The 24,406-nt window shown below is 44.9% G+C and carries 22 protein-coding genes and 2 pseudogenes; 15 read left to right on the forward strand and 9 right to left on the reverse strand.

Going from position 1 to position 24,406, the window contains the following annotated elements; all coding sequences use genetic code 11:
• Window positions 1-4 precede the first annotated feature (4 nt).
• The 14 genes and pseudogenes from flhA to KHN78_RS18440 all read left to right on the forward strand — a co-directional run bounded on the left by flhA (window position 5) and on the right by KHN78_RS18440 (window position 12,515).
• Window positions 5-2,095, forward strand: coding sequence for a flagellar biosynthesis protein FlhA (flhA, locus tag KHN78_RS18375; protein ID WP_211917943.1), 2,091 nt, complete (start codon window positions 5-7; stop codon window positions 2,093-2,095).
• Window positions 2,088-2,885 carry a diguanylate phosphodiesterase gene (locus KHN78_RS18380; protein WP_223917791.1) on the forward strand — a complete coding sequence of 266 codons (798 nt, stop codon included), beginning with the start codon at window positions 2,088-2,090 and terminating at the stop codon, window positions 2,883-2,885. Before flhA ends, KHN78_RS18380 begins: the two co-directional genes overlap by 8 nt.
• A gap of 262 nt (window positions 2,886-3,147) precedes the next feature.
• Window positions 3,148-4,017: a lateral flagellin LafA gene (gene lafA, locus KHN78_RS18385; protein ID WP_211917945.1), complete on the forward strand. Its 870-nt coding sequence runs from the start codon at window positions 3,148-3,150 to the stop codon at window positions 4,015-4,017.
• A gap of 58 nt (window positions 4,018-4,075) precedes the next feature.
• A complete protein-coding gene (locus KHN78_RS18390; protein ID WP_223917792.1) occupies window positions 4,076-5,401 on the forward strand; it encodes a 6-hydroxymethylpterin diphosphokinase MptE-like protein in 1,326 nt (441 codons plus the stop codon).
• Window positions 5,391-5,645 carry a hypothetical protein gene (locus tag KHN78_RS18395; RefSeq protein WP_211917947.1) on the forward strand — a complete coding sequence of 85 codons (255 nt, stop codon included), beginning with the start codon at window positions 5,391-5,393 and terminating at the stop codon, window positions 5,643-5,645. Before KHN78_RS18390 ends, KHN78_RS18395 begins: the two co-directional genes overlap by 11 nt.
• 267 nt (window positions 5,646-5,912) lie before the next feature.
• Window positions 5,913-7,264 (forward strand): annotated as a pseudogene (gene fliD / locus KHN78_RS18400) (flagellar filament capping protein FliD).
• A 13-nt stretch (window positions 7,265-7,277) separates the two neighbouring features.
• Window positions 7,278-7,663, forward strand: a pseudogene (gene fliS / locus KHN78_RS18405) (flagellar export chaperone FliS).
• The gene (locus KHN78_RS18410) at window positions 7,647-7,961 is read left to right on the forward strand and encodes a hypothetical protein (RefSeq protein WP_211917949.1); all 315 of its coding nucleotides are present in this window, start codon (window positions 7,647-7,649) and stop codon (window positions 7,959-7,961) included. Before fliS ends, KHN78_RS18410 begins: the two are co-directional and overlap by 17 nt.
• Window positions 7,962-7,964: 3 nt before the next feature.
• A complete protein-coding gene (locus KHN78_RS18415; RefSeq protein ID WP_211917951.1) occupies window positions 7,965-9,014 on the forward strand; it encodes a flagellar hook-length control protein FliK in 1,050 nt (349 codons plus the stop codon).
• A gap of 23 nt (window positions 9,015-9,037) precedes the next feature.
• A complete protein-coding gene (gene fliL / locus KHN78_RS18420) occupies window positions 9,038-9,541 on the forward strand; it encodes a flagellar basal body-associated protein FliL (protein ID WP_211917953.1) in 504 nt (167 codons plus the stop codon).
• A gap of 12 nt (window positions 9,542-9,553) precedes the next feature.
• A complete protein-coding gene (locus KHN78_RS18425; protein WP_211917955.1) occupies window positions 9,554-10,282 on the forward strand; it encodes a FliA/WhiG family RNA polymerase sigma factor in 729 nt (242 codons plus the stop codon).
• Between the two features lie 10 nt (window positions 10,283-10,292).
• Window positions 10,293-11,150, forward strand: a complete 858-nt coding sequence (gene motA / locus KHN78_RS18430) for a flagellar motor stator protein MotA (protein ID WP_128812578.1) — start codon at window positions 10,293-10,295, stop codon at window positions 11,148-11,150.
• On the forward strand, window positions 11,150-12,142 hold the full coding sequence (locus KHN78_RS18435; protein ID WP_211917957.1) for a flagellar motor protein MotB: 993 nt from the start codon (window positions 11,150-11,152) through the stop codon (window positions 12,140-12,142). Before motA ends, KHN78_RS18435 begins: the two co-directional genes overlap by 1 nt.
• 85 nt (window positions 12,143-12,227) lie before the next feature.
• Complete coding sequence (locus tag KHN78_RS18440) at window positions 12,228-12,515, forward strand: hypothetical protein (RefSeq protein WP_128812576.1); 288 nt, start codon at window positions 12,228-12,230, stop codon at window positions 12,513-12,515.
• Window positions 12,516-12,763: 248 nt separating this feature from the next.
• On the opposite strand, the gene KHN78_RS18445 is transcribed toward KHN78_RS18440, so the two are convergent.
• From KHN78_RS18445 to KHN78_RS18465, 5 genes are all read right to left on the reverse strand, one after another.
• Entirely contained in the window at window positions 12,764-13,078 is a 315-nt protein-coding gene (locus KHN78_RS18445) for a hypothetical protein (protein ID WP_223917793.1), read from the reverse strand.
• Window positions 13,079-13,277: 199 nt separating this feature from the next.
• On the reverse strand, window positions 13,278-13,700 hold the full coding sequence (locus KHN78_RS18450) for a hypothetical protein (RefSeq protein ID WP_128812575.1): 423 nt from the start codon (window positions 13,698-13,700) through the stop codon (window positions 13,278-13,280).
• A 152-nt stretch (window positions 13,701-13,852) separates the two neighbouring features.
• Entirely contained in the window at window positions 13,853-14,116 is a 264-nt protein-coding gene (locus KHN78_RS18455) for a DUF3012 domain-containing protein (RefSeq protein ID WP_211917959.1), read from the reverse strand.
• Window positions 14,117-14,366: 250 nt separating this feature from the next.
• Window positions 14,367-15,386, reverse strand: a complete 1,020-nt coding sequence (gene fni, locus KHN78_RS18460; RefSeq protein ID WP_211917961.1) for a type 2 isopentenyl-diphosphate Delta-isomerase — start codon at window positions 15,384-15,386, stop codon at window positions 14,367-14,369.
• 285 nt (window positions 15,387-15,671) lie between these two features.
• Window positions 15,672-17,465 carry a cation:proton antiporter gene (locus KHN78_RS18465; protein WP_211917963.1) on the reverse strand — a complete coding sequence of 598 codons (1,794 nt, stop codon included), beginning with the start codon at window positions 17,463-17,465 and terminating at the stop codon, window positions 15,672-15,674.
• Window positions 17,466-17,678: 213 nt separating this feature from the next.
• Between KHN78_RS18465 and KHN78_RS18470 the strand changes: the two genes are divergently transcribed.
• A complete protein-coding gene (locus KHN78_RS18470; RefSeq protein WP_211918925.1) occupies window positions 17,679-20,411 on the forward strand; it encodes a DUF2339 domain-containing protein in 2,733 nt (910 codons plus the stop codon).
• A 97-nt stretch (window positions 20,412-20,508) separates the two neighbouring features.
• On the opposite strand, the gene KHN78_RS18475 is transcribed toward KHN78_RS18470, so the two are convergent.
• From KHN78_RS18475 to KHN78_RS18490, 4 genes are read right to left on the reverse strand one after another with little or no spacing between them, the layout of a single operon-like run.
• Window positions 20,509-21,552: a flagellin gene (locus KHN78_RS18475; protein ID WP_211917965.1), complete on the reverse strand. Its 1,044-nt coding sequence runs from the start codon at window positions 21,550-21,552 to the stop codon at window positions 20,509-20,511.
• Window positions 21,553-21,564: 12 nt separating this feature from the next.
• On the reverse strand, window positions 21,565-22,464 hold the full coding sequence (gene flgL, locus KHN78_RS18480) for a flagellar hook-associated protein FlgL (protein WP_128812570.1): 900 nt from the start codon (window positions 22,462-22,464) through the stop codon (window positions 21,565-21,567).
• Between the two features lie 12 nt (window positions 22,465-22,476).
• Window positions 22,477-23,850 carry a flagellar hook-associated protein FlgK gene (flgK, locus tag KHN78_RS18485; RefSeq protein WP_211917967.1) on the reverse strand — a complete coding sequence of 458 codons (1,374 nt, stop codon included), beginning with the start codon at window positions 23,848-23,850 and terminating at the stop codon, window positions 22,477-22,479.
• Entirely contained in the window at window positions 23,851-24,399 is a 549-nt protein-coding gene (locus KHN78_RS18490) for a rod-binding protein (protein ID WP_211917969.1), read from the reverse strand.
• Window positions 24,400-24,406 lie beyond the last annotated feature (7 nt).

Raw genomic sequence — 24,406 nt, forward strand, 5'->3', positions numbered from 1 at the left:
GAGTATGTTTACCCGGTTAAAGCAACTTCAAACCTCCACAAAAGGCTATCTTGGCATTCCGATCGTATTGCTAATGGTGTTGGCCATGGTCATCCTACCATTGCCACCATTACTGCTGGATGCTTTGTTTACATTCAACATTGTACTTGCCATTTTAGTGCTGCTAGTGAGCACGACGGCTAAACGCCCATTAGACTTTTCAATTTTCCCAACGATTCTGCTGATTGCCACGCTGCTTCGTTTAACACTGAACGTTGCATCAACCCGAATTGTTTTACTTGAGGGACATAATGGCGGAGATGCCGCAGGTAAAGTGATTCAAGCATTCGGTGAGGTAGTGATCGGGGGAAACTACGTCGTTGGTATGGTGGTCTTTGTCATCTTGATGATCATTAACTTCGTGGTGATCACAAAAGGTGGCGAGCGTATTTCCGAGGTTTCTGCACGTTTCACCTTAGATGCACTCCCTGGTAAGCAAATGGCGATAGACGCCGATCTTAACGCGGGTCTCATCGACCAAGAAACAGCACGTATTCGCCGTAAAGAAGTCGCCAATGAAGCGGATTTTCACGGTTCAATGGACGGTGCTTCAAAGTTTGTAAGGGGCGATGCTATTGCCGGATTGTTGATCCTTTTTATCAACATCATCGGTGGTGTCAGCATTGGTGTATTTGAGCACGGATTGCCAGCTTCAGAAGCTTTCAAAACTTATGCTCTTTTGACCATTGGTGATGGCCTTGTCGCACAAATCCCATCATTACTATTGGCAACCGCTGCCGCGATTATTGTGACTCGTATTAATGACAGCGATAACGGCATGTCAGAGACGATGCGCAAACAGTTATTGGCTACACCTGCCACTCTGTTTACTGTCGCCGTGATTATGGCGGTGATTGGCATGGTTCCAGGCATGCCACACCTCGCCTTTTTTACATTCGCAGCAGCATTAGGGTTTGCAGGTTGGCGCCAACATAAAACACCAACACAAGATACGCAAATCGAGCAAGTTGAAACCTTGTCTCACGCTATGCAGGAAGAAGAAGCTCCACTGACTTGGGATGACATTCCGCATGTGCATACCTTATCGCTCGCGCTCGGTTACCGCTTAGTACATCTTGTCAATAAAGACCAAGGCGCACCATTAGCGCAACGTATTCGGGGGGTTCGACGCAACCTATCTGAACAAGTCGGTTTTTTACTGCCTGAAGTACGCATTCGTGACAATCTAAGCCTCAAACCCAATCAATACACTATCTCCCTAAACGGAGAGATCATTGAGCAAGGCTTTATTGAGCCCGATCGTCTCATGGCCATTGCGGTCGGTGAAACTTATGGCGAAATTGATGGCATTCTAGGAAGTGATCCTGCCTACCAACTTCCTGCAGTATGGATCGAGCACACTGAAAAAGCCAAAGCACTCAATATGGGCTACCAAGTGGTAGACGACGGTACCGTGATCGCTACGCACATCAGTAAAATCATGAAAACGAATCTCGCAGAACTGTTTACTCATGACGATGTAGAAGCGATGAATCAACGTCTGACGCAACAAGCGCCCAAATTGTCAGAGGCATTAACATCGGCATTAACGCCAGCACAACAGCTCAAGGTATACCGTCAATTATTGTTAGACCAAGTTCCATTAAAAGACATTCGTACCATCGCGAATACCATGCTGGAATCTTCGGAGAACACCAAGGACCCGATCTTATTAGCTGCAGACATTCGCTGTGCTTTAAAGCGCACCTTAGTCAATCTGATTGCAGGGCAAAAGAGCGAACTAAACGTTTACGCGCTATCAGATGAGCTTGAACAAATGTTGATGACCTCTCTCCAACAAGCACAAGCATCTGGCGCGGTCATGTTAGACAGCTTTCCTATCGAACCGAATATCCTTGGGCAATTCCAGCAAAACTTGCCACTCATTCGCCAACAGTTAAAGCAGCAAGGGTTACCTCCCATCTTGTTGGTGATGCCGCAACTGCGCCCGCTATTGGCTCGATACGCACGCACCTTTACACAAGGGTTGGCCGTGCTGTCATACAACGAAATCCCAGAAAACAAACAAATCAACGTGGTAGGCAACCTTGGCTAACTTGATCTCTAAGCAAGCAATGTACAAATATATTTGCGATCTAGCGCAAGCCCACATCGAAACAGATGATGATGAACTTGTCTTTAATGCACTCAAGTACAACGATATCAAACACGCTTGCCAAGCCATTCGCGAAGTCAAAACAGGAGAGGTGGAATTTCAGCATCTCACCTTGCGATTTGGTGCTCGTGGCGAGCAAAGCGTGTATCAATTTACTCTATCGACACACATGCAATACTGCTTAGATCTATTCAGTTTGTATTTAGCTCTGCGTCAAACACAATTTCAACTGGAAACATTTCATCCGGATTTGATCAGTAATGTTGTGGTTCCTATTCATATCGACGCTCTCCTTTGGCCAGCAGGTGCCCATCTTCTAAAACAGATGATGCAATTTCATTCAGAAAGCTTCCAGCATGTCATCCCTTCCCTCCAAGGGGATGACATACTGTGCTTACATGAGCGCGTTCTTCCCTTAGCCGAACAATTAAAAGAGAATGCGTATGCTTTGTGGTTTGAGCTCTCCACCATTCAGGTACACTTTGAGCACATCACCAAATTTGAGCCAGATATGCTCAAGCTCTCTGCAACCTTAGAAGATAAGCAGCAACAGCAAAACCTATTACCTCTTGCTCGATTTTTACGCAATCATCGTTATGCTTGGGTTGCAGGGCGGGTTGCAAGTCAAACCGAGTTAAATCGCTATCGATTATTAGGTGCAAGTCATTACTTTGGATATTTCAGTGATATCCCCACGTCACTCTCTTTTAAGTCATTCGAAGAAGAATAGCCCATCCAATTGACGCGAATCTTGGCTTGCCTTGTTGTCAATTCACGCCGATTTATCCCTGAGAAGAGTTATGAGTTAAGAATTAAGAGTTAAGAGCTAAAACCTAAACTTTTGGAATGAATCTCACTAAATTGAAGCAATTCTGACTATTTGGGGTAATTTTTTAAATTTTAGATTAATCATCAAACTTGAATGACCGCCTCTAGTTAGTGTGAAGGGGAAACCCATAGCCTAGTTACTTAAATTACCAAGGAGTCCTAAGATGGCTTTATCAATGCACACTAACTACACACAGCTTGTTACTCAAAACACGCTAAACAAAACAAGCAACCTGATGAACACTGCGATGGAGCGTCTTAGTACAGGTTTCCGCATCAACTCTGCAGCAGATGACGCAGCTGGCCTACAGATCGCAAGCCGTCTAGAAGCGCAAACACGCGGCATGTCTGTCGCAATGCGTAACGCACAAGACGGTATCTCAATGGCGCAAACCGCTGAAGGCGCGATGGATGAAATGACCAACATCGTTTACCGCATGAAAGACCTTGCACTACAAGCATCGAATGACACGGCGTCTGCGACAGATAAAAAAGCAATGAACGAAGAGTTCCAAGCACTGGGTGCTGAGCTACACAACATCATGGACTCAACCAGCTTCGGTGGTAAAACATTGCTAGCAACGGGTGGCGCATTCATGGCGACTGCTGGCGTAAACATTCAGATCGGTACGAATAAAGGCGATCAACTTAACATGTCGGTAGCAACGGCTGTTGGCGCAATCAATACAGCTCTTGGTGCAAGCGCAGGAGCAATTGGCAGCCTTGCTACCGCAACTGCTGCTCAAGCAGCTCTTGATAAGCTAACTGGTACAGATGGTAACGGTGGCCTTTTAGGCAATATCGGTACTGCTCGTTCTGAATTGGGTGCGAACATTAACCGTCTAGAGCACACTATTACCAACCTAGGTAACATGTCTGAGAACACCTCTGCAGCGAAAGGTCGCATCATGGATGCAGACTTTGCGGTAGAGTCTGCGACCATGACTAAGAACCAAATGCTGATGCAAGCAGGCACATCAATGCTAAACCAAACCAAGCAGATGTCTGGCATGGCAATGTCTCTACTAGGTTAATCTAGAGAGTTCAACAACCCCATCATTGCGGTGGGGTTTTTCATTTTATGAGCAGTACATGATGACTCCTATCTACCAACAACACCTTGATATTATAAGTAAACGTTGGCCTATCGTTGCCAGTGCATTAGAACAAGCCAGCTTTGACGAACTCGAATTCGAAGTCGTTGAAAAAACTAACATAACGCTCAAAGTGAACGGTGTGCAACTTTCTAGTGCTTACGCTCCTCTAGAAGAAGCGTTTCAGTATCGTAGTCTCACATCCGGAAATAATTACCATGTTTGGGGTATTGGGATGGGTAATGTGCAATCATTACTGATACAGGATAAAGAGTGCCAATCCATCCATGTCTATCTGTACAATCTTGAACTGGCCAAATTAGTCCTTTCCCTAGTACCTCATCCTTGGCTTAGTGATACGCGCGTAACTCTTCACTATGTGAATGAGCATTCAGACAATATTACACAACAATTACGTGGCTTGACTGACTGTGGTTGTATCATTTTAACTGGTGATAAGTTTATATCTAAACGCACGCACCAATGGCTATTTTTCCGTATGGAAAATACTCTGACCATGCAACACGTGCATCGCAACCAACTCGACAATGATGACGCATTTTTGCAACGCGAAGCTGAAAACCTGTCGCAATTAAAGCGCATGCCATCGATTGATACGTTTATTCAATACAAAATCAACGACGCGATATGTATCGGTGCGGGCCCTTCTCTTACCCATCACATTGAAGAGCTCAAAACCATTTACCATCAAAAATCACGACCTCGATTTATCGCTGCGGCTACCGCATGTAAGTGCCTATTAGAAAACGGAATTAAACCAGATGTAGTGTATGCCATCGATATTAATATCCCTGAAAGTTACATCCCCTTTCATATCGCGCAAAACACCATACTCATCGCGGGAAGTCGTTTACCTTTAGGACATTTGACCCAGTGGCATGGTGAAAAATACTACTTGCATACTGCCGATCATACTTATGACCGAATCAACAATGTATTACCAACGGCATTCCGTCCTTATGTGTACGGCTCTGTCATTCACCCATTAATCCATACTACATTGATTCAAGGGGCAAAAAACATTCGTCTAATTGGTTGTGACTTTGGCTTCCCTGGTGAAATTATCCACGCCTCAATGGATAACGATGCAAACGACCATAATTCAACCATGACAGCCGTCACCGAAAATGGTTACGGTCAAATGATCAAAACTTCACCAACGTATCGAATGTTTGCCACTGGTGTAGAAAACCTCATCAGCGCCGCCCCAGACACTCGTTTTTACAACATGAGTCGAATGGGAGCCAAAGTGATTGGCGCGTCATACCTTGATGAATTAGATGGAGATCAACATGCAAACTAGTCCATTGGAGGCGCTTTTTTTAAAAGCATCGCTCGTTTATTCCTATGGTGACCACATCACTGGCGATATTTTGCTGAGTCAATGCTCTTTGTTAATCGCTAAACTCTTTGAGGTCGATGAACAGAAACACTTTGTTCTCGAAGTGCTCAGTCGTGTCGGTGAAGCACGCAAAAATGACGATTTCACTCACATTGCTGACATTTTACGCTACGAAATTGTGCCTATCCTTAATACGGCACATTAATCACATCGACTCATGCCTCATGCCAAGCATGGGGCGCATTTCATATTCATCACTTTCCCAGTTAATTATTTCCACTATTTGGTCGCCTTTAACACTGTGTATAAGCAAAGATTTCCTAAGGAAAGAAGGAAGCGCCACATGGAACATTTTCTTCCTTATAAAAAGCAAAACAACAGTCAAACCATTGTTTTAATTACACAAAAATAATGGATCGTTTTTTGCTTTTTGTAATCATTGCACGGGTTCATCAATTTTAGGAAACGAGAAATGAGTTCGATCGATCCAATCACTATGGCTACATCGCTAGCCACTTATGAAGTGCAGCCTTTTCAAGATCGCTACCAATTGCAGGCGGATAAATATCAAGCGCAAATTGGCGCGATCGGCAAAGTTGAATCGGCAATGCGTGAATTTAGAAGTGTTATCACGAGCATGAGTGGATTTGGTAACAGTGTTATCAGCAACTCAGCAAGTACTTCAGAAGATGGGTTCTTTAGTGCCAGTGTTGACGCTAACGCTATTGGTGGGAACTACCAAATTTTTGTTGAACAAGTGGCAACTAACCACCAAGCATCGGCTAACTTTTCTGGTACTTCAATCGCTGCTGATACGGAAATTCCAACCACTGGCGAAATGAAATTCACCGTGAACGGTGAAGAGTTAATTGTCGATCTTTCCACCGTCGATATCGACGGTATGGTAAAGCAACCATGTCCGAACTGGTTAATACCATTAACAATGACAAGAACAACCCCGGCGTGAATGCAACACTGGTTCGCTCTAACGGTGAAACACACCTGATGTTTGCCTCTGCAGAGACCGGCGAAGCGAACAAGGTTGCGGTTGAAGTAACTGGCACCACTGCAGGCACAGACGATTGGTTCTCTAACGCATTTGGCGCAAATCTAAACACCATCTCAGAACCTAAAGACGCGATTATCTGGCTAGGTGCAAAAGATACGGGCTTAAAACTGACTAACGCAAGCAACACGTTTGAAGGTGTGATTGAGGGTGTTGATATCACAGTAACCAAAGCGCAAACCGTCGACGACGCACCAATTAGTATGGCTGTAGGTCCAGACAGCGAAGCAACCAAAGAACAAATTACGAAATTTGTCGATGCCTTTAACAATGTCATGTCGACCATTAACGAACATATGGCTATTGGGGGGGAAGACCAAAAACGAGGTGCTCTTGCAAGTGATTCAACCATGCGTTCAATTAAAAGCCAACTTTCGAACATGATTCGAACCGAGTTTAGTGGCACCAGTTTATACACTGTTGGACTGAGTATGAACAGCGACGGAAAGTTAGCATTGGATGACAAAAAGTTCGCTGAAGCACAAAAAAATGGTGGCGCCGCATTAGAGCAATTATTTAACGGTGACGGAGGCTTACTCGACTCGATGGAAAAGGTCATGGAACCTTACATCCAAACGGGCAGCGGCATGTTATCGACTAAGAAAGAGACATTAGAGAACAATGTCAGCCGAATTGACGACAAAATGGATCAACTCGATCGTAAATACAGCATGTCTTACAACCGATATCTTGCACAGTTTACGCAAATGAACGCCGTTATTACTCAAATGAACTCAAACATGTCGTTATTTGGCTAGGAGATAAACTTATATGTTTTTAGATTCTGGGTACGATTCGTACCAACAAGTCGATTTGAATGCTCAGGCTGCGGCTGCATCACCACACCAACTTGTAGTGATGCTGATAGACGGACTGCTTAATGAAGTGGAACGTGCCCGCGGCCACATGAGTGCAGGACGACTGGCGCAAAAAGGGGCAAGCATCAATAAATGCATGAATATCTTAGTGGGCTTAGACAGTGCGCTAGATATGGAAAACGGCGGTGAGATTGCCGAAACTTGCATCAACTCTATGACTTTTGCCAACTAGAGCTGTTTAACGCTAGCGTACACAACGATTTAGACAAACTCACTAACGTTGAACGCGTTATGGGCAACATTCGAGAAGGATGGGTAGGTTTTGGAAAGCTCGCCTAAAGTCACATCCGCTCTCCTTAAGCGATTGACAACTTGCATCGAACAAGCGACCGAGCAGCAAAATTGGGATGCGCTTAAACAACTTGATATGACCATGGGAAATATCTTGAGGAGCCATCCTAACTGTCTCACTGAACGAGCACTTCGTCCCGATATTGAACAGCTCAAACTTGTTCACCGTAAGGCTTTTTGTGCCTTAAAAAAAGCGGCCTGTGAGCTAGAAAAGAAGTTAGAAAACATGCAATCAGAACAAGAACGAGCTCAAGCTTACCAACTTGCCATGACGATGGAGTACTAACAGATGCTAGTAAATGCAATGAAACAGCCATCCGGCTTAGCGAGTGGCGAAGCATTGGCACAGAAGAGTTCCGTGGTTGTCGCCAATGGATTTAATCATCAGAACACGACAGAATCGTTTAATTTGCAGAATGTCTTTGATCCCCTTACGCCATCATTTGATCACACTGAGCCTGCCGGCACTGAACAGCAAAGCGCTCAAGACGGAAAAGCGGCAGATCCATCTTCGCCAATGGCATCAACGCTCACGCACGTCAGCATGGATATGTCCATAGAGACAATGCTTGGCATGTTACCCTCCCAACACGTAGCGTCGTTCGGCGGTTCAACAGCGCTGCACAATGAACATCGTATTGGTCGAGATTTGCCATCCTCTATGGCCGCGAAAATCCATGAGGCGACCTCACGCGAATCGGCAGTAATTAGCAGCACTTCAGCTTCGAGTTCAATGTCTTCAGGCGCTATGATCGGAATAGAAGCGACATCGGTTCACACTCAGCCACACCAGACGCCTGCCATTACTCAATCTATCGTGACGCAAACTCCAACCATGCAAGCGATGGTGAGTGAGGTAGCTCAAAGCTTATCTTCCACTACTGAATCTTCGACAGCCACCAAGCCTGAGTGGGCCCCTATTCGAGTAGACACCTCAGCGGCTAAATGGGGTGAGCAAATGATGCAAGTGCTTCATGACCGCGTGACACTTCAAGCTCAACAAAATGTGCAGGAAGCCAAAATTCGTCTAGACCCACCCGATCTCGGGAAGTTAGACGTTTTAGTCCGTGTTGAGGGCGATCGTCTGAGTGTGCAAATCAATGCCAACACTGCAGCAACTCGTGAAGCACTCATGCAAGTCTCTGAACGTCTTCGCGCCGAACTACAAGAACAGAACTTTGTTCACGTTGATGTGAATGTCGGCTCGGAACAAGGTCAACGGTCTCAACAACAAGAGCAATACGAAGAAGATACAAATATCTTTTCTGCCAAAGAAGTCCTTTCACTTCAATCTAATACACCAAGCTATTCAGAGCATTGGCTAAATACTCAAGCCTAATGCACATCGAGGAAAAAAAGGTTATGACCAAGAAAAACATGATCGCGCTATTTACCACTATGATCATCACCAGTGCCCTCGTTTCGGCCGCCACCGTCACAGGCGGTATTTGGTATCTGAATAAAAGTACACAAACATCACCGAGTAACTCAGCCTCTCTACTCGACAACCTCTCTTTCAATTTTCTAAGTAAAGAAGACAAAAAGAACGAGCACCCTAGCTTTCATCCTCTAGATAAGATTGTTTTGACTGTCAAAGGAAAAAGGCAAACACACTTCGTGATGCTAGAACTTGCCATTGAAACTCGCCGACCTGAGCGCATTCAACAATTAGACAACTATATGCCTGTTGTCCAGAACTCACTACTCAAGCTATTCAGCAATAAAACATTTGATGAGTTACAGCAAACCGGAGCTATTGATGCGCTTCAAAACGAAGTGAAAGACACGCTGCTTGTGGCATTTTCCGAGACGGATATCGTTGATGATATTGATGATGTGTTGCTCACCAAATATGTTGTGCAGTAGCGGAGTACAGCTATGTTGGAGATGAATTTACAGGAAAGTTATACCTCAGCAGACGAAGCTCACACGGCCTCTCGTGCTATCGATGAAAATGCGCTGCTACGACGCCACCAAGTGATGGTTAAACGAGTGGTAAATCAATTGCGAATACACGCGACTTCTCATTGCAGCGTTGAAGACATGCAGCAAATCGGATTAATTGCGCTTATCGAAGCGGGACGCCGCTATGGTGACGTAGACGACCCTCATTTTCCTGCATTTGCCGTTTGCCGAGTGCGAGGGGCGATTTTGGATGAACTACGACGTCTCGACTGGCGCTCTCGTAAAACTCGTCAACAAGCTCACGAGCTCAATGATGTGACCCGCGATCTTACACGTGCTTTGGGACGGTTACCTACCGATACCGAAATCATCAACGCTTTGGGGACCGATGAACAAGATTATTACAATAGGCAAAATGCAGCATTAGCGGGCGAAATGCAAAGTCTTGATCAACTGATGGAAAGTGGTAACGACAACCAGTTTGGCGGTCAATATGACGGTATGGAACATGAACATATCCGTCGAAGCTTGGAAACTGCATTAAACAAGTTGTCCAAACGAGATCAACTGCTGCTGACTCTGTTTTATCAACACGAACTCAATTTACATGAAATCGCCCTTGTGCTCGATCTGACACCTCCACGGATCTGTCAACTGCACAAACAAGCGCTTAAGCAACTCAATCAATTACTGTCCTCTTAGGAATCACACAATGCAAAAGTTTTTTGGAGCCATTACCGTTCTGTTATGTGTCTTTGGTGGATACATGTGGGCGGGCGGCAAACTCGGAGCCATTTGGCAACCTGCGGAATTTCTGATCATCATAGGAGCAGCCGTCGGGTCGCTAATTATCGGCAACCCGCCTCAAGTCCTTAAAGAAATGCGCCAACAGGTGCGCGCTACCATCTCTGGACCAAAGCAAGAATATGAGTACTACATGCAACTTATGGCATTACTCAATCATTTACTCGAAACAGCACGAAGCCGAGGCTTCAAGTTCTTAGATTCACATATCGAATCCCCAGAAGAAAGCGCAATTTTCCAAGCGTACCCTAAAGTCAGCACAGACCATCGATTAATTTCTTTCATTACCGATAATTTACGTTTAATGGCAATGGGACAAATGTCGCCTCATGAATTAGAGGGACTGTTAGAACAGGAAATCGAAGCGATCCAAACTGAAATGCTATTGCCATCGCGCTCAATGCAACGAACGGCAGAAGCACTTCCTGGCTTTGGTATTTTGGCAGCCGTCGGCGGCATTATTATCACCATGCAAGCCATTGACGGTTCAATTGCTTTGATCGGCTACCACGTTGCTGCAGCCCTAGTAGGAACATTTATTGGTATTTTTGGCTGTTACTGTTGTTTAGATCCACTGAGTAACGCCATGGCCCAGCGAGTCAAACGAAATATGACGGCATTCGAATGCGTACGCGCGACCTTGGTCGCTTACGTGGCGAAAAAACCGACATTGCTTGCAATTGATGCTGGCCGTAAACACATTCAGCTAGACATCAAACCTACTTTTAACCAAATGGAGAAGTGGCTAACTGAACAGGAGGGATAATGCAAAAACAAGAGCATGTGGTATTCAAACGTGCAAGAGCACATGATCATGACGAATTTCATGGTGGTGCGTGGAAAGTCGCATTTGCCGATTTTATGATCGCTCTAATGGCGTTGTTCCTCGTCCTTTGGGTCATGCAAGTGGTCGACAAAGAAGAACGCAAAGCCATCATGGCACATTTGCATAGTGCGAGCGTGTTCGACAAAAGTTTTGGTAACCCATTTGATTCGTCGCAAAGTATCTCTCCTATCGACTTGGCACAGGACTCTTCTGTGCCAAGTAAGCACAATTCCAATCACATCGTCAGCTCGTTTTTCCAAGGTGATGGTGATGGTCCAAAAATCGACTCCCTAATTCCGGGCAACTTCGATACGCAAGAGCAATTGGCTTTACTTGCAAAAGTCATTGACGAGGTGGTTGGGCAAATCAGTGCACAAGGGAATGTCAACGTTACTGTTACCCCTCAAGGTCTGCGCATTGTTCTTCAAGATGACTATAAACAGCATATGTTCACTCGTGGCGGGGTGAAGCTAACACCATTTTTCGAGGATTTATTAGTAGCACTCGCTCCTGTATTTCAGCGAATAGGTAACCCTTTGATTATCAGCGGTCACACTGACTCTACGCCCTTTAAACAAGGCTACGGTCGGCAATCAAACTGGGCACTCTCGGCAAGCCGTGCTGACGTGGCTCGAAATACCCTTGTAGAGGGAGGAATGCCCGACGATCGAGTAATGCAAGTCACGGGCATGTCTGACCGAGCATTACTTAACTTCGAGGATCCAGACTCAAGCGAAAATCGTCGTATCGAGCTATTTGTTCTGACCACACCAGCAGCACAAGTGCTTCAAACATTTTTTGGTAACCAAGCGGATAGCGAACTGCAAAAAGCAAAACAAAAAGCGCAGTTCAACCAACCTGTTATCAGGCAAGAAGTGATCCGCTATTCTGTGGACTCAGATTCACAAGAGGCCAAAATTCAAAACCTCTAATTTGAGGGGTCACCATTCCTACCTCGGTGACCCTAATCTATCCATAAGCTATTGATGTTGCAGAGCCTGTTCAGTTGAGTTCACTATGCCCATACCCGCATCCAATAAAGCCAAAAATGATCCAATAAAAAAAGCCTTTCTCTGGCTAATCATTTTCGACTACCTATTGTTGGCGTTTTTTCTCTCGCAGTTATCGACGCTAAACCTAAACAGTGGAACCATGATCAGCCTGTTGCTTGTGGTGTACAACATTTTGCTCGTCTCTCTGTGCTACCAACGCACCAACCACCAGGATGCTTATATCATTTATCCTGTTTTATCTGCGACATTATTAGCATTTGTCTGTTTTCTGTATTTCTTCTTTTTGGTCTAACATCTTGCTTGAAACATTTTGCTTTAGAACATTTGCTTGAAACAAAAAAGGGGAGTGTAAAAACACGCCCCTCTCCCAATTGACCATAAACGTTTACATCACGCACGCTTTTACTGCTTTTGCTTTCTCAATAGCTGTTTCTATCAACGATTTCACTTCATCATTGCTTACTGACGCCATCATCCCATTTACCGTACTGTCGGCCTCTGATTCAGATGTTGCCTCGACATAACATTGGTAGCTGTTCGCTATTTTATTTTTACATCCTCAACAGCTTGAGGATCACTAAAATCTACATTCATCGCTTCTTTTACTGCATCAGAAAACGATTTTGCCATCTCAGATGTGGTAGAAAACTGGTCAAAATCAAATGCGACTGAATCAACTTGTTCTTGCATATTGTCCATCTGCTCTTGCACGACTTCTGTCGCATCGTCGGCCGTTTGCTGAACTTTCTCCATCGCTTTTGTTGCGGCCTCTTGAGCATCATCGACGGTTTTATTCGCGTCTTCGCAACCAAACAACGCCAAGGCCATTATCACTGCAAAAAATGTTTTTTTCATTTTGAACCTATATCCCTATTCGTGAACACTATGAAATTTTAGTTCATCAAATCAAAAGGGGCTAAAAACAAAGACTGAGATAAGTTTTAATTTGAAGTATTTGGTAAAAGTAAGCCATTATCCATCCACTTGTAGCGACAAATGACGGACATAAAAAAGGAGGACCCGAAGATCCCCCTGCTTTCAAGAAAGCGTGAACTTACATGACGCATTCTTTTGCTGCTTGTGCTTTCTCAATCCCTTCTTCAATTAAGGATTTCGTCTCTTCGTCACCAATTGATGCCATCACCTTATCCATGACTTTTTCAACCGTTGACTCCGTTGAGGCATCAACTAAACAGGCATAAGCATTGGCAATGTGTTCTTTTGCTTCTACCAGCGCTTCAGGATCACTAAAGTCCACATTCATTGCTTCTTCTACTGATTCAGCGAGCTCTTGCGCAGCGTCAGCCGCACCTTGAAATTGATCAATATTAAAAGCAGATTCAACCGATTCAATCTGCTCTTGAACCGAATCAATCGCTTTGTTTGCGGCGGCTTGCGCCTCATCAATGGCCTTTGTTGCATCTTCACAGCCAAACAAAGCTGTCACCAAACCAAGTGTTAATATCGTTTTTTTCATTTTCATTCTCAAAGCACTTATGCCAATTTGGTTAAATTCATTGCCAGTATATTGAGTTAGAAAACGCATACAAGTAATGAATCATTCAAATACAAAAAACCGAGCAAAAGCTCGGTTTGTAGAATATACAACCATCAGTAAAAACTGTGTGTTTAGAAGATACAATGCTTGGTATAGCTTGTCGCTTCATTCGCCGTCCATTCGCCTTTTGGTTTTTCTTTCAGGCCGTTACACCATTGCTCGCTGCCAACACCGTCTTGCAGTACACAGTGCTGAGCAAAATCTAAAGCGTTATCCGTTGTCCATTCAGTCTTTGGCTTGTCACGCATTTTGGTACACCAGCTTTCAGTGCCTACTTCATCAGAGCAAGCGGTTAATGCAGTTGCCGCCAATAGTAGCATTGCGATTTTTTTCATAAGTTCCAGAGCCTAGTTACAAACAGTGAAGAGAATATACCCAAAATATTGGTCCGAGTGTTAATTCTCCGACAATTTATAGACTCATACTCTATAAAAGCGACGAATTGTCTTAAAATCAACCTAACTGCACTGAGTTCATGTTCAGTGAACAGGACCAGTCCAACAATAGATGAACTGAACGCTAATATTTCAAATAAAACTGCACGGAACATTACCGCTACCAAGACGAATAGCGCTAGAGACTAGATTAGAGACGACGAGCTTGAGTCAATGCTTGAAGATGCGCAGAACCTGTGCCAAAACAAGCTAAACGTAATTCCAACGCCATTTGATCAAAATGTTCGATTACTGATTCGGTATTGATGGTCGCTGCTTTTAGGACCGCGCCAGCTTGCCCTACGAGATTCGCTCCAAGGTGTATCGCTTTTGCCGCTTCCAAACCATTATGAACGCCACCAGAAGCAATTAAAGGCAGATTTGGATAACACCCTCGAATTTGCTCTAAACACATAGAGGTCGGAATGCCCCAATCACGGAACAGTTCTGCTGCGCGCTGCATTTTGCTATCAGCCTGGCAATAACCTTCTACAGCAGACCAACTTGTGCCACCAGCTCCTGCAACATCAATCGCATCTACGCCTGCTTCGACAAGCAGTTTGGCAACCGAACCGCTAATGCCAAAGCCCACTTCTTTGATGATCATAGGAACATTCACGCGCTGCTTGAGTTGCTCAATCGACTTAAGCACACCAACCCAGTCGTGATCGCCGTTCTGCTGAAAGGCTTCTTGCATTGGATTAAGATGCACAAATAACGCATCTGCTTGAATAAAATCAACGGCGCGCTGTGCATTATCAAGGCGCTGTTTGTCTCGAAGTTGTGCTGCACCTAAATTGGAATACAACGGCACACCTTTCGCAAGATCACGGATGGTTTTACCCAAACCCGAATGCAGGCTATCTTCTAGGCTAACGCGCTGTGAGCCCACCCCCATCGCAATGCCCATCTCACTTGCCGCTTCTGCCAAACGACAATTGATGATTTCTGCATCTTTTGCTCCGCCTGTCATCGAGCTGATCAAAAATGGTAATTTCAATTGATGACCGAGAAACTTGCTAGAAAGGTCAATGCTATTAAAGTCACATTCTGGCAACGCACAATGCTCAAATTCGACGGTCTCAAAGCCCGCCGTTTTATTTTTCATGCTCATATCATGATGTAAAACAGCGTCAAGATGCAGGTCTTTTCGATTGAATTGCGAAGCCATATTGTCACCCTAAAGTCAAACAGTGGCGCAGTATTGCGATCCTTGCCATTAACGTCAATGCGAAAATTCAGAAATGTATCAATTTTTTCCCGAACTCTACGTTGATGGAAAAACACAATCGTCCCGATAGGAATCAAACCTAAGTACGTTTTAAACACCACGATGAAAGCTCTATATAAGCTTGGGGAATAAACAGAAAAACGGCCACTCTGATGTGTCAGAATGACCGTTTCGTAAGAGGTGATTGGGTATGGGGGAGTTGGCACCCATCACATTTATTTGTAACTAATCCGAGGCATCTGTTTGAATTAACGCGACAACTGTACTGTTTGTTGATGGCGCGAACTGTTCAGGATCATCACAAAATTCAATTTTGCCTTTTTCTTCAACATGAAAAAGAGGTATTACTAAATTACTTTTGTGGTGTTCCCAATAATGCTGATAGGTAAAGCTATCACTCAATTTTGTGTGCTTAATTTCTGCGCCTTGACTCAGCAAACTCGCCAATTGTGTGTAACTGACATTGCCTCCCATGAGTAATTTTCCATGATATTCTTGGGCTACCGAATGCTTTTCACTGCCGTTCGATTTACTTTTTTGCAGACAATGGACCTTATCTTCACCGAACTCGCTAACAAACTGCATACAAGCCATAATATTGAAATGTTGATCTGGCGTCAGCGCGACGACTTCTCCAATGCCTATTAGATTAAGGTTATCATCCGCATGGCTTGAAATTGGATTACCATAATAATGGTCCATTCCCGACATACGAACTTGGCTGATGTAGTCCCAATTGGAATCAGTTAATAGCACTCGTCTATCATATCTTGCCAATGCTTGACCAATTTCCCTTGCCACACGATTCGCTCCTATCAGTAAAAACCCTCTTAGCGCTGGTTCTGCCACACCAAGAGCTAACGCCATTGGACGAGCAGTCGCACTTTGCAATACGACAGTACCGATGATCACCATAAAAGTCATCGGGACAAGTAAGGTTGCCTCGCTGATTCCAAACTCCATCAACTTGATGGCAAATAGTGACGAGATAGACGCTGCGACAATACCCCGTGGCGCTACCCAAGAAAGAAAGACTTTGTCTTTGAATGATAAGTTGCTTCTAAAAGTCGAAATGAAAATCGAGAGTGGACGAGAGACAAGTTGCATGAAGACAAATAAAATGAGTGCTCCGATCCCTAGTGAGGCAAAATCATCCAAGCTGATTCGGGCTGCTAAGAAGATAAATAACCCTGTGATCAGCAATATTGTGAGGTGTTCTTTAAAGTGCAAGATCTGTTGAATATTGATCCCTTTCGCATTAGCCAACCACATCCCCATGACCGTCACGGTAAGTAATCCTGCCTCTGATTCTAATTGATTCGACACAGAAAAAACGCCAAGTACCACCATTAACACTGCAAACGGCTGAAGGTACTCTGGCAGCCATGCTCGTCGTAAAACGGTTGCCACAGCAATCCCAGACGCAACGCCTAACATTAAACCGACCGCAATAATAGTGCCGAACACTTCAACACTGTTCACCGCATTATGCGAGACAATGAACTCGTAGACCATCACCACAAACAACGCGCCTAACGGATCAATCAAAATGCCTTCCCAGCGCAGAATATTCGCAAGCTTTGAGGTCGGTCTCACCGTTCTAAGCAGTGGAACAATCACAGTTGGGCCAGTAACGACGGTTAAGCTACCGAACAGAATCGCTAGCTCCCAAGTAAAATTAAGGAAGTAATGAGTCGCCACACTTGTTGCGATCCAAGAGATAATGGCACCAACAGAAACAATGCTCCAAACCGAACCACTGACCCCACGAATTTCTTTAAAGTTCAGCGTTAAACTGCCCTCAAACAAGATCACGGCTACGGCAAGGGAAACCAAAGGGAACAGTAGATTACCGAGAATATCGTCCGGATGAAGCCATTGCAGAAACGGTCCTACAATTAAGCCAGCTAAAAGCAAAAATAAAATGGCTGGCAAACGCATTCGCCATGCTAACCATTGGCACCCTAAGCCAATCACCCCAACCGCTGACAGCACCAGCGCTTCATTGCCAACTTGCATGTATCGTCACCTAGTTTGTTATTATTTGGCCAAGCTCTCACTCTACGCCAATTAAGATTTTGAAAAGTATTATGAATATAGTTTATACCCAAGTAAGCTCAAGAGACGGAGTTCAATGAAAATGACTTGGAGATAGTTCCCATAAACTTGTGATACTGTGAACTAAACTTGACTAAGCTGCTCAAAGTCAAGGATTCAAAACAGCAACAAGGAGTGCAACGGTTGTTTATTTCACTGGCGGTTATTTTGGCGACTTTCGCCATGCTCATCACGTTAAAAGCGGTGAATCGAATATCAAAGCTAGAAGACGACCTATCTAGCCTTAAAAAAGAGTTGTCGGAATTGCGAGCGCGTCCGTTTGAGAACACGTCCGTTAAAAACCAAAAATCCGAATTGCACTCTCTAAACCTAAACGCGCAAACAAGTGCCCCCGTCGGATCCATCTCAGCAAGAACACCGATAAGCACAGAACCAAATAGTATAAAACCAGATAACACGGGCCCATATGAGCCTCATGAACCATTAGTACCCAACGACACAACGCCACTTGAAGAACCCAATATTCTATCGACAGACGACGTTCATATCGCCGGATTGGCACAAAGTAGTGAAACATTGTTTGAAAAACAAGCCAGTAAGCTCCTAAGCAATATTCAAGAAAACTGGCTCGTTTGGGTTGGGGCATTAGCTATGCTGATGGGTGGCGGCTATTTGGTTCAAGTCATTGGCAGCCATATCGAATTTTCACCCATCATGCGAGTATCCATTGCATTGTCCGTTTCCCTTGTGACGGTGTTGCTAGGTGAGTGGTTTCATCGTCGTGAGCAAAAAAGTCTAGATCGAGCCAAACGCGCGCAAGGTTTCACCTATGTGCCTGCCGCTATTTCTGGAACAGGTTTAACTGGCATTTACTGCACGGTGATCTTCGCATTTGTGTTCTATCAAATGTTAACGCCAGGCGCTTCTTTACTTATGTTAGCGAGCGCCGCTTTCTTTAGCTTGGCATTGTCACTACGCCAAGGACCATTGATGGCATTATTAGGCTTAATTGGCGGCTACTCCGCACCACTATGGATTGGTGGAACAGAACCTGATTACTATTTACTTGCCAGTTACATAAGTGCCATTTCTATCGCAGCAACGCTGCTGATGCAAAGGACCCGACACGCATGGATTTCTCTCTGTATTGCCGGCCCTCATTTAATCTGGATGCTATTATTAATCGAAAACATCCCGACAGAAACGTTGTTCTCATGGTTGGCAATTTTCCTTTCACTGACTGCATATTTACTGTTCGCGGTGCCTAGGCTTGGCTGGATGTTAAACCCGCGTTTTCGCCATAATCAAGGAAAGTGGACGCACATACCAACAGTCCTCGCATTAGCTACTGTGTTATTGGCTTTATCCGCATTGGCGCGTCTGCCAAGCATCAATCCAATACAAATGAGCTACTTATATGCGATCTTAGTGATATTGCTTTGGCTCCCTGCAATTCGAACAGGTTGGTCACTCAGAATATATATGCCCTCTATCTTGGTGGTGTTTGCTGCATCCCTGATGTTATCCATCGCTCTTCACTTGCTCTACATGACCAATAGCGAAACTCTCATTCTCATCGCACTGGGCATCTGCATTACTTTGATTGCCCTAAGAACGCTTTGCCAAACCTTAGCCAATGACCGTTCACAAATGGCAACTGGATTTTTTCTTGTACTTGCGCCATCAATGACGCTACTGGTATTGCTTTATACCAATGAGTTTGTAGAAAGCCATGTTCTCAGTTGGACGGTATTTACAGCGTTAGTTACCGCTTACTACCTGCTGATTGGCTTGCGATACAAAGATCTCGCTTTTGAGTGTTCTGCGATCATGCATACCATGATTGCAGGTACCGCTTTCATCTGGTTAAGTGACACTTGGCTAACAACAGCGATTTCGTTGCAAGTTGCGGTAATGGCACTACAGGTTAAATCAAGCCTATTCCGACCTGCGAGTTGGGCTGTCAAGCTGGCAATGAGCATTCTTGTTGTACGATTGACCCTTTTGCCATTCATTCCTGATTGGCAACCCGTCAATACGGAGCATTGGGCTTGGGTTATCATCAGCTACCTACCATCACTGGCCATTCTCGCGTACGCTCGTAGTGTATTGCAGCGTTCTGAAAACGAACTCGCGAATTGGTTTGAAGGTGCGTTTTTGCATGTTTTCTTGATGGCCCTTTTCACCCAAACTAATTACTGGTTAACTGGACAATATGGCTATATTGGCCATGTCGATTTCACTTCCGCGATTGTTTTTGCCAATCAAGCGCTCGTGATGGGCTTGATCTACAGTTATCGCAGTCAATTAGCCCAGCAACTAGAGCGAATGTATCAGGCATACAGCTATCTGCTTTGGTGCATTTTTCTTGTGCTTATTGCACTACTTAACAGCCTTGAATCACCACTATTAGTGAACAACGTATCTGCACAGACTATGCCTGTATTTAACATGCTGTCAGTGGGGTGGCTATTGCCTGCTGCGATACTTATCGTGACCGCCTATAAGCGTTGGAACACTCTGCGTATTCCACCCAAAGCCATTACGAGTATCGGCTTCACCTTAGGTGCCATTTGGTTAGGCATGTCTATCCGCCAGTTCTGGCAAACGACATCAATGACACTTGCCCAATCCACTAGCATGGCGGAAATGTTTACCTACTCGGTGACCGGATTACTAATAGGCGGCGTACTGACATGGAAAGGGGTCACAGGCAAGATACCTGTCATACAACGAACTGGGCTGATTGTGCTAGCTTGTGTCGCTCTCAAAGTATTCTTGTGGGATGTCCGCTCACTAGATGGGTTCTGGCGAGCGATGAGCTTCTTGGGTTTAGGTGCTTCATTGATCGCGCTTGGGTGGCTATTCCAGAAGTTGCATCGTTCTGTGGCTCACCCGAACAATTAGTTCGGGCTTTAAAAAATGGTTTGTCAATCTCAGCGACATACGATACCCAAGTTGCTTTTATGAACTTGGGCACAAACAGACACATGAAAACAATCGTTCACTTAAGCAAAGCCACCACGGTATGTCGACGAACATTCGCCTGCGCATTTAAGGCTTGAAACGTTGACGTAAATTGAGAAGAGCTCTCTATAAAGCTGTTTAATTTTGCGTTAACAGCACTAACAGAAAGCTGACGAGAGCTGTTATGAACAGATTGCATCTGGACACCCAACTCACTGTGAAAGTCTTTCGCCTGCTCTAAACTCGTTTGAACTTGCCCTAAGTGTTGATTCACTTTCGCAATAGATTGCTTAATGCCGTCACGCGAACCGAGATCAAAACTTAACTCGGCAATACCATCGGGTTCTGCTTTCAAACTAAGCACATTCGGCTGGCCTGCTGGGAATCGATGTCCCTCCCCCGTGACCAGTACTTTTTGTTGCATTTGACGGTAAGCCGTCTCCGATGCTTCAAACAAAATAGACCCATCTTCACCGAGTGACGCTCGCATTCCCAATCCGATCACACTTCGGTCAAGCATTTTAACGGTGCGCTCACCATCCGCTAAGCCATCAAACTGAATCATCACCGACTGTCCTTGAGGAAAGTCCAAACGAATCTGCTCAGCTCTCTCGCTCAAACGATGGACATTCAATCCCGGAATAGAAAATCGACGTATGTTTGCTTTATCGAGTTTAAGGTGCAGTTCATTATCGATGACTTTGTTACCATCAAAACTCGCTTGCTCAACAACTTGCTGAATACCACTCTTCGAGCGTACGAGTGAATCTTGTAAGCCAGGAACGTTTTGCACACCTTGGTGAAGAGCCTGAGACAAGCCGCGCTTTATGAGAGTCAGCTCTTTTCCTATGACTTGTAAGGATTTAGAAGCAATTTGAACTGCCGTTGCTTGCTGCTGCCCTTGCATGAGTTGAATGCCAGAAACTGAATAGGCTGATGTCGCTGCATCAGCCAAAACAGTAACCGGACGTGGCTTGATCGCAGCACTTGAATCTGCTGATCGGGTGGGCATGATAGAGGCTTGTTCTTGCCCCCCAAGTCGTATGCTATGGGGTCTAACCTCTACTGCACTCATTACCATGTGGGGTGTTCCTTAAATACGATCAAATAAATTAAGATCGTTGATCTTTACGTAACTCGCTTGGGTGGCTTGTAATGCCGCCATGTAGTCGCTCAAACGTACAGAAGCTTCACCATAATCCAGCGCTGATAGATCGCCTGTCACTTTATCAACAAACAGTTGGTTTTCGCTGTGCGAACTATCCATCAAATCTAAGTTATTGTGGCGTCCACCGATTTCGGTCATCGCCCCTAGCACGTTTGCCATTGTAGCATCGATAGCTTCTAGGCTAGCCCCTACTTCAGCTTGAAAATTTGGACTCGGATTCTCAAATTCTGCAATTAGAGCATCAATTTGATTAAGTACATTATCACCGCCGCCCAGCTCCAAGATATCTTGCGCGGTCATGTTCGCTTCCATCGTCACGCCTTTTGCTACCGTCACCACTCTCTTATCACTGTTACCATCAATGACGTAATTCCCTGTTGAGCTATTAATGGCTGGCGTAGTAGTAAGCGTTCCAGAGAAGATGTAGTGCCCTTCCTGATCTTGCGTATTAAAAGACGACTCAATCGAATCGCGGTAACTTTTTAGCTCAGTAATCATCCCTGTACGGTCTTCATCCGTTAGGGTCTCATTTGCCCCCCAGAGCACCAAGTCTCGCATGCTTTTTAAACTTTCATTGACCGCATCTAAGTGAACTTCTTGCTGAGATAGTGTGGTTTTTAAATTGGCAATATTGTTTTGGTATTGACCTAACGCACTAGTTTCGCGCTCTAGGTTAAGTAATTTAATTGACGCCATTGGATCGTCAGACAGTTTTGTTAGTCGCTCACCTGTGGACATTTGGTGCATGACTAAACCAAGACCTGCGTTGTTGCTTTGCAGGCTTTGAAGCATCATATGGCTAAATTGGTTATCACTGATACGCATCTGTAGTTCCTATTAGAACAATTGTAAAACGGAGTCAAACAGTTGATTAGCCGTACTAATCACTTTCATGTTCGCATTGTGAGCGTTCGCAAACGTCATTAAGTTCGCCGCCTCTTCATCACTATTCACTGAACTCACATTGTCGCGAGCAGCATGAGCTTGATGGTTCATGGCCGCTTTGGCTTCGTAATCAGAAGCGGCTTGGCGAGACTTAACGGCGGCATCACCGACCATGGCGGTAAAGGCATCATTAAGGCTTAAGGAGCCATAGCCTGTAATGACAACGGACTTGTTGCTCAATGCGATCAAATCATTAAGTACATCCGCATTACCCGGTGTACCATCACTTGAAAATGCCAACTCCTCAGCATCGATATCAGTGATAGTGAGGCTAGACGCCGGGTTCGCAGGATCATAACTAAATAGTGGTTTTCCCGGGTTACCATTGAGATCCTTGCCTGTAGACAATACGTCGTTATATTCATCAGCAAGTGCTTTTGCCATGTCATCCAATGCGAATTGGTTTTTCTTCAAAACGTCCGTTTGATAATCATTAATTGCACCTAATTGACCACCAACAGATTGTTCAACCGCAAATTCTTGATTAGCAAACTCGACATTCAGTTCTGCCAAGTAAGGATCATTGACATCTGGAGTGGCCGTCAGCTTTCCGTAATCAGCCCCCATAACCAGCGGCTGACCGGAAGCAAGTGTCACTTGCAGGCTTCCATCTGGCTGATCTGTGGTTTTAATTTCAACAATTTTTGATAGTTCACCGACCAACGCATCACGTGAGTCCATCAGCTGAGCAGGGTTTCCGCCACTGCCTTGCATTTCAACGATCTGCTTATTCACCTGAGCAATGTTCGCCATCAGGCTGTTCGCACTCGCCAATGCCGCTGTGCGCTGGTCACTCATGTCTTTGTGTTGGTTATGTAATGACTCATTCAGCGTGTTGAAGCGACGAGATAATGCTTCAGCCTCTGCGATGATCTGCTGACGAAATGGAACTGAATCTGGTTTAACGGTTGCGTCGTTAAGAGCAGCATGAAATGAATCTAAGCCCGCAGAAATACTAAAGCCATCAGCACCTAGCGTATTTTCTAGTTGGCTCATCGCCACGGTATAACTCGAAGCATAAGATGCAGCACTGTTCGTTGACCATGTTTGCTTAACCAAATATTGGTCTGTAACTCGACGTATGCTCGTCACTTCGACACCATTTCCGGCACTTAATGAGTTAGATACACTACCGCCAACCGACGCCATCAGCGCTTGCTGACGACTGTATCCCGGCGTGTTGACGTTTGCCACGTTTTGTGCGGTAACGTTTAGAGCAACACGATTAGCGTTTAAGCCTGATAGGGCGATATTAACAAGATTCATTTACAGCTCCATTTTTCTGTTCAGCGGCTGAGAAAACGCGGTTGTCATACCGGCTTCACCAAGCACCTGTTGCACAGAGGCGACCGCTTGCTGAACAGAATTAATCGTATTGGGATGCGTGATTGCCGCTTCGCTTTCAACTTGTGATATGCGTTCAAAGTCTACGTCATCGTGGTCATTCGCCGGCGATATGTTACGAGTAGAATCAAACGCGACTTCTCGCATCGATGGACTCAACTGCTGAACCAACATATCAGCAATACCTGAGTTTTGTTTCTTTGCTAATTCGATCGCGAGTTGCCCATCGTACATATCTCGAAACACACCTTGCTGTTGGCTCGAAAATGGACTGTCTTTGTGAGCTAACACATCACTGCTACTGCGCATTTGACGCAGTACCATTTGCAGAAACATGGCTTCAAACTGGCCGGCAACCACTTCGAGCGCTCCCTCTTTATCACGACTCTGCTTGATGCTCGCTAGGGCATTATTGTCATGATAAAGCATGGCGTTGAGTGGAGTTTGGTCACCACTATTGTCTAACTTCATCTCTCAA

It is taken from the genome of Vibrio sp. B1REV9 (genome assembly GCF_905175395.2).
GTDB lineage: Bacteria > Pseudomonadota > Gammaproteobacteria > Enterobacterales > Vibrionaceae > Vibrio > Vibrio alfacsensis.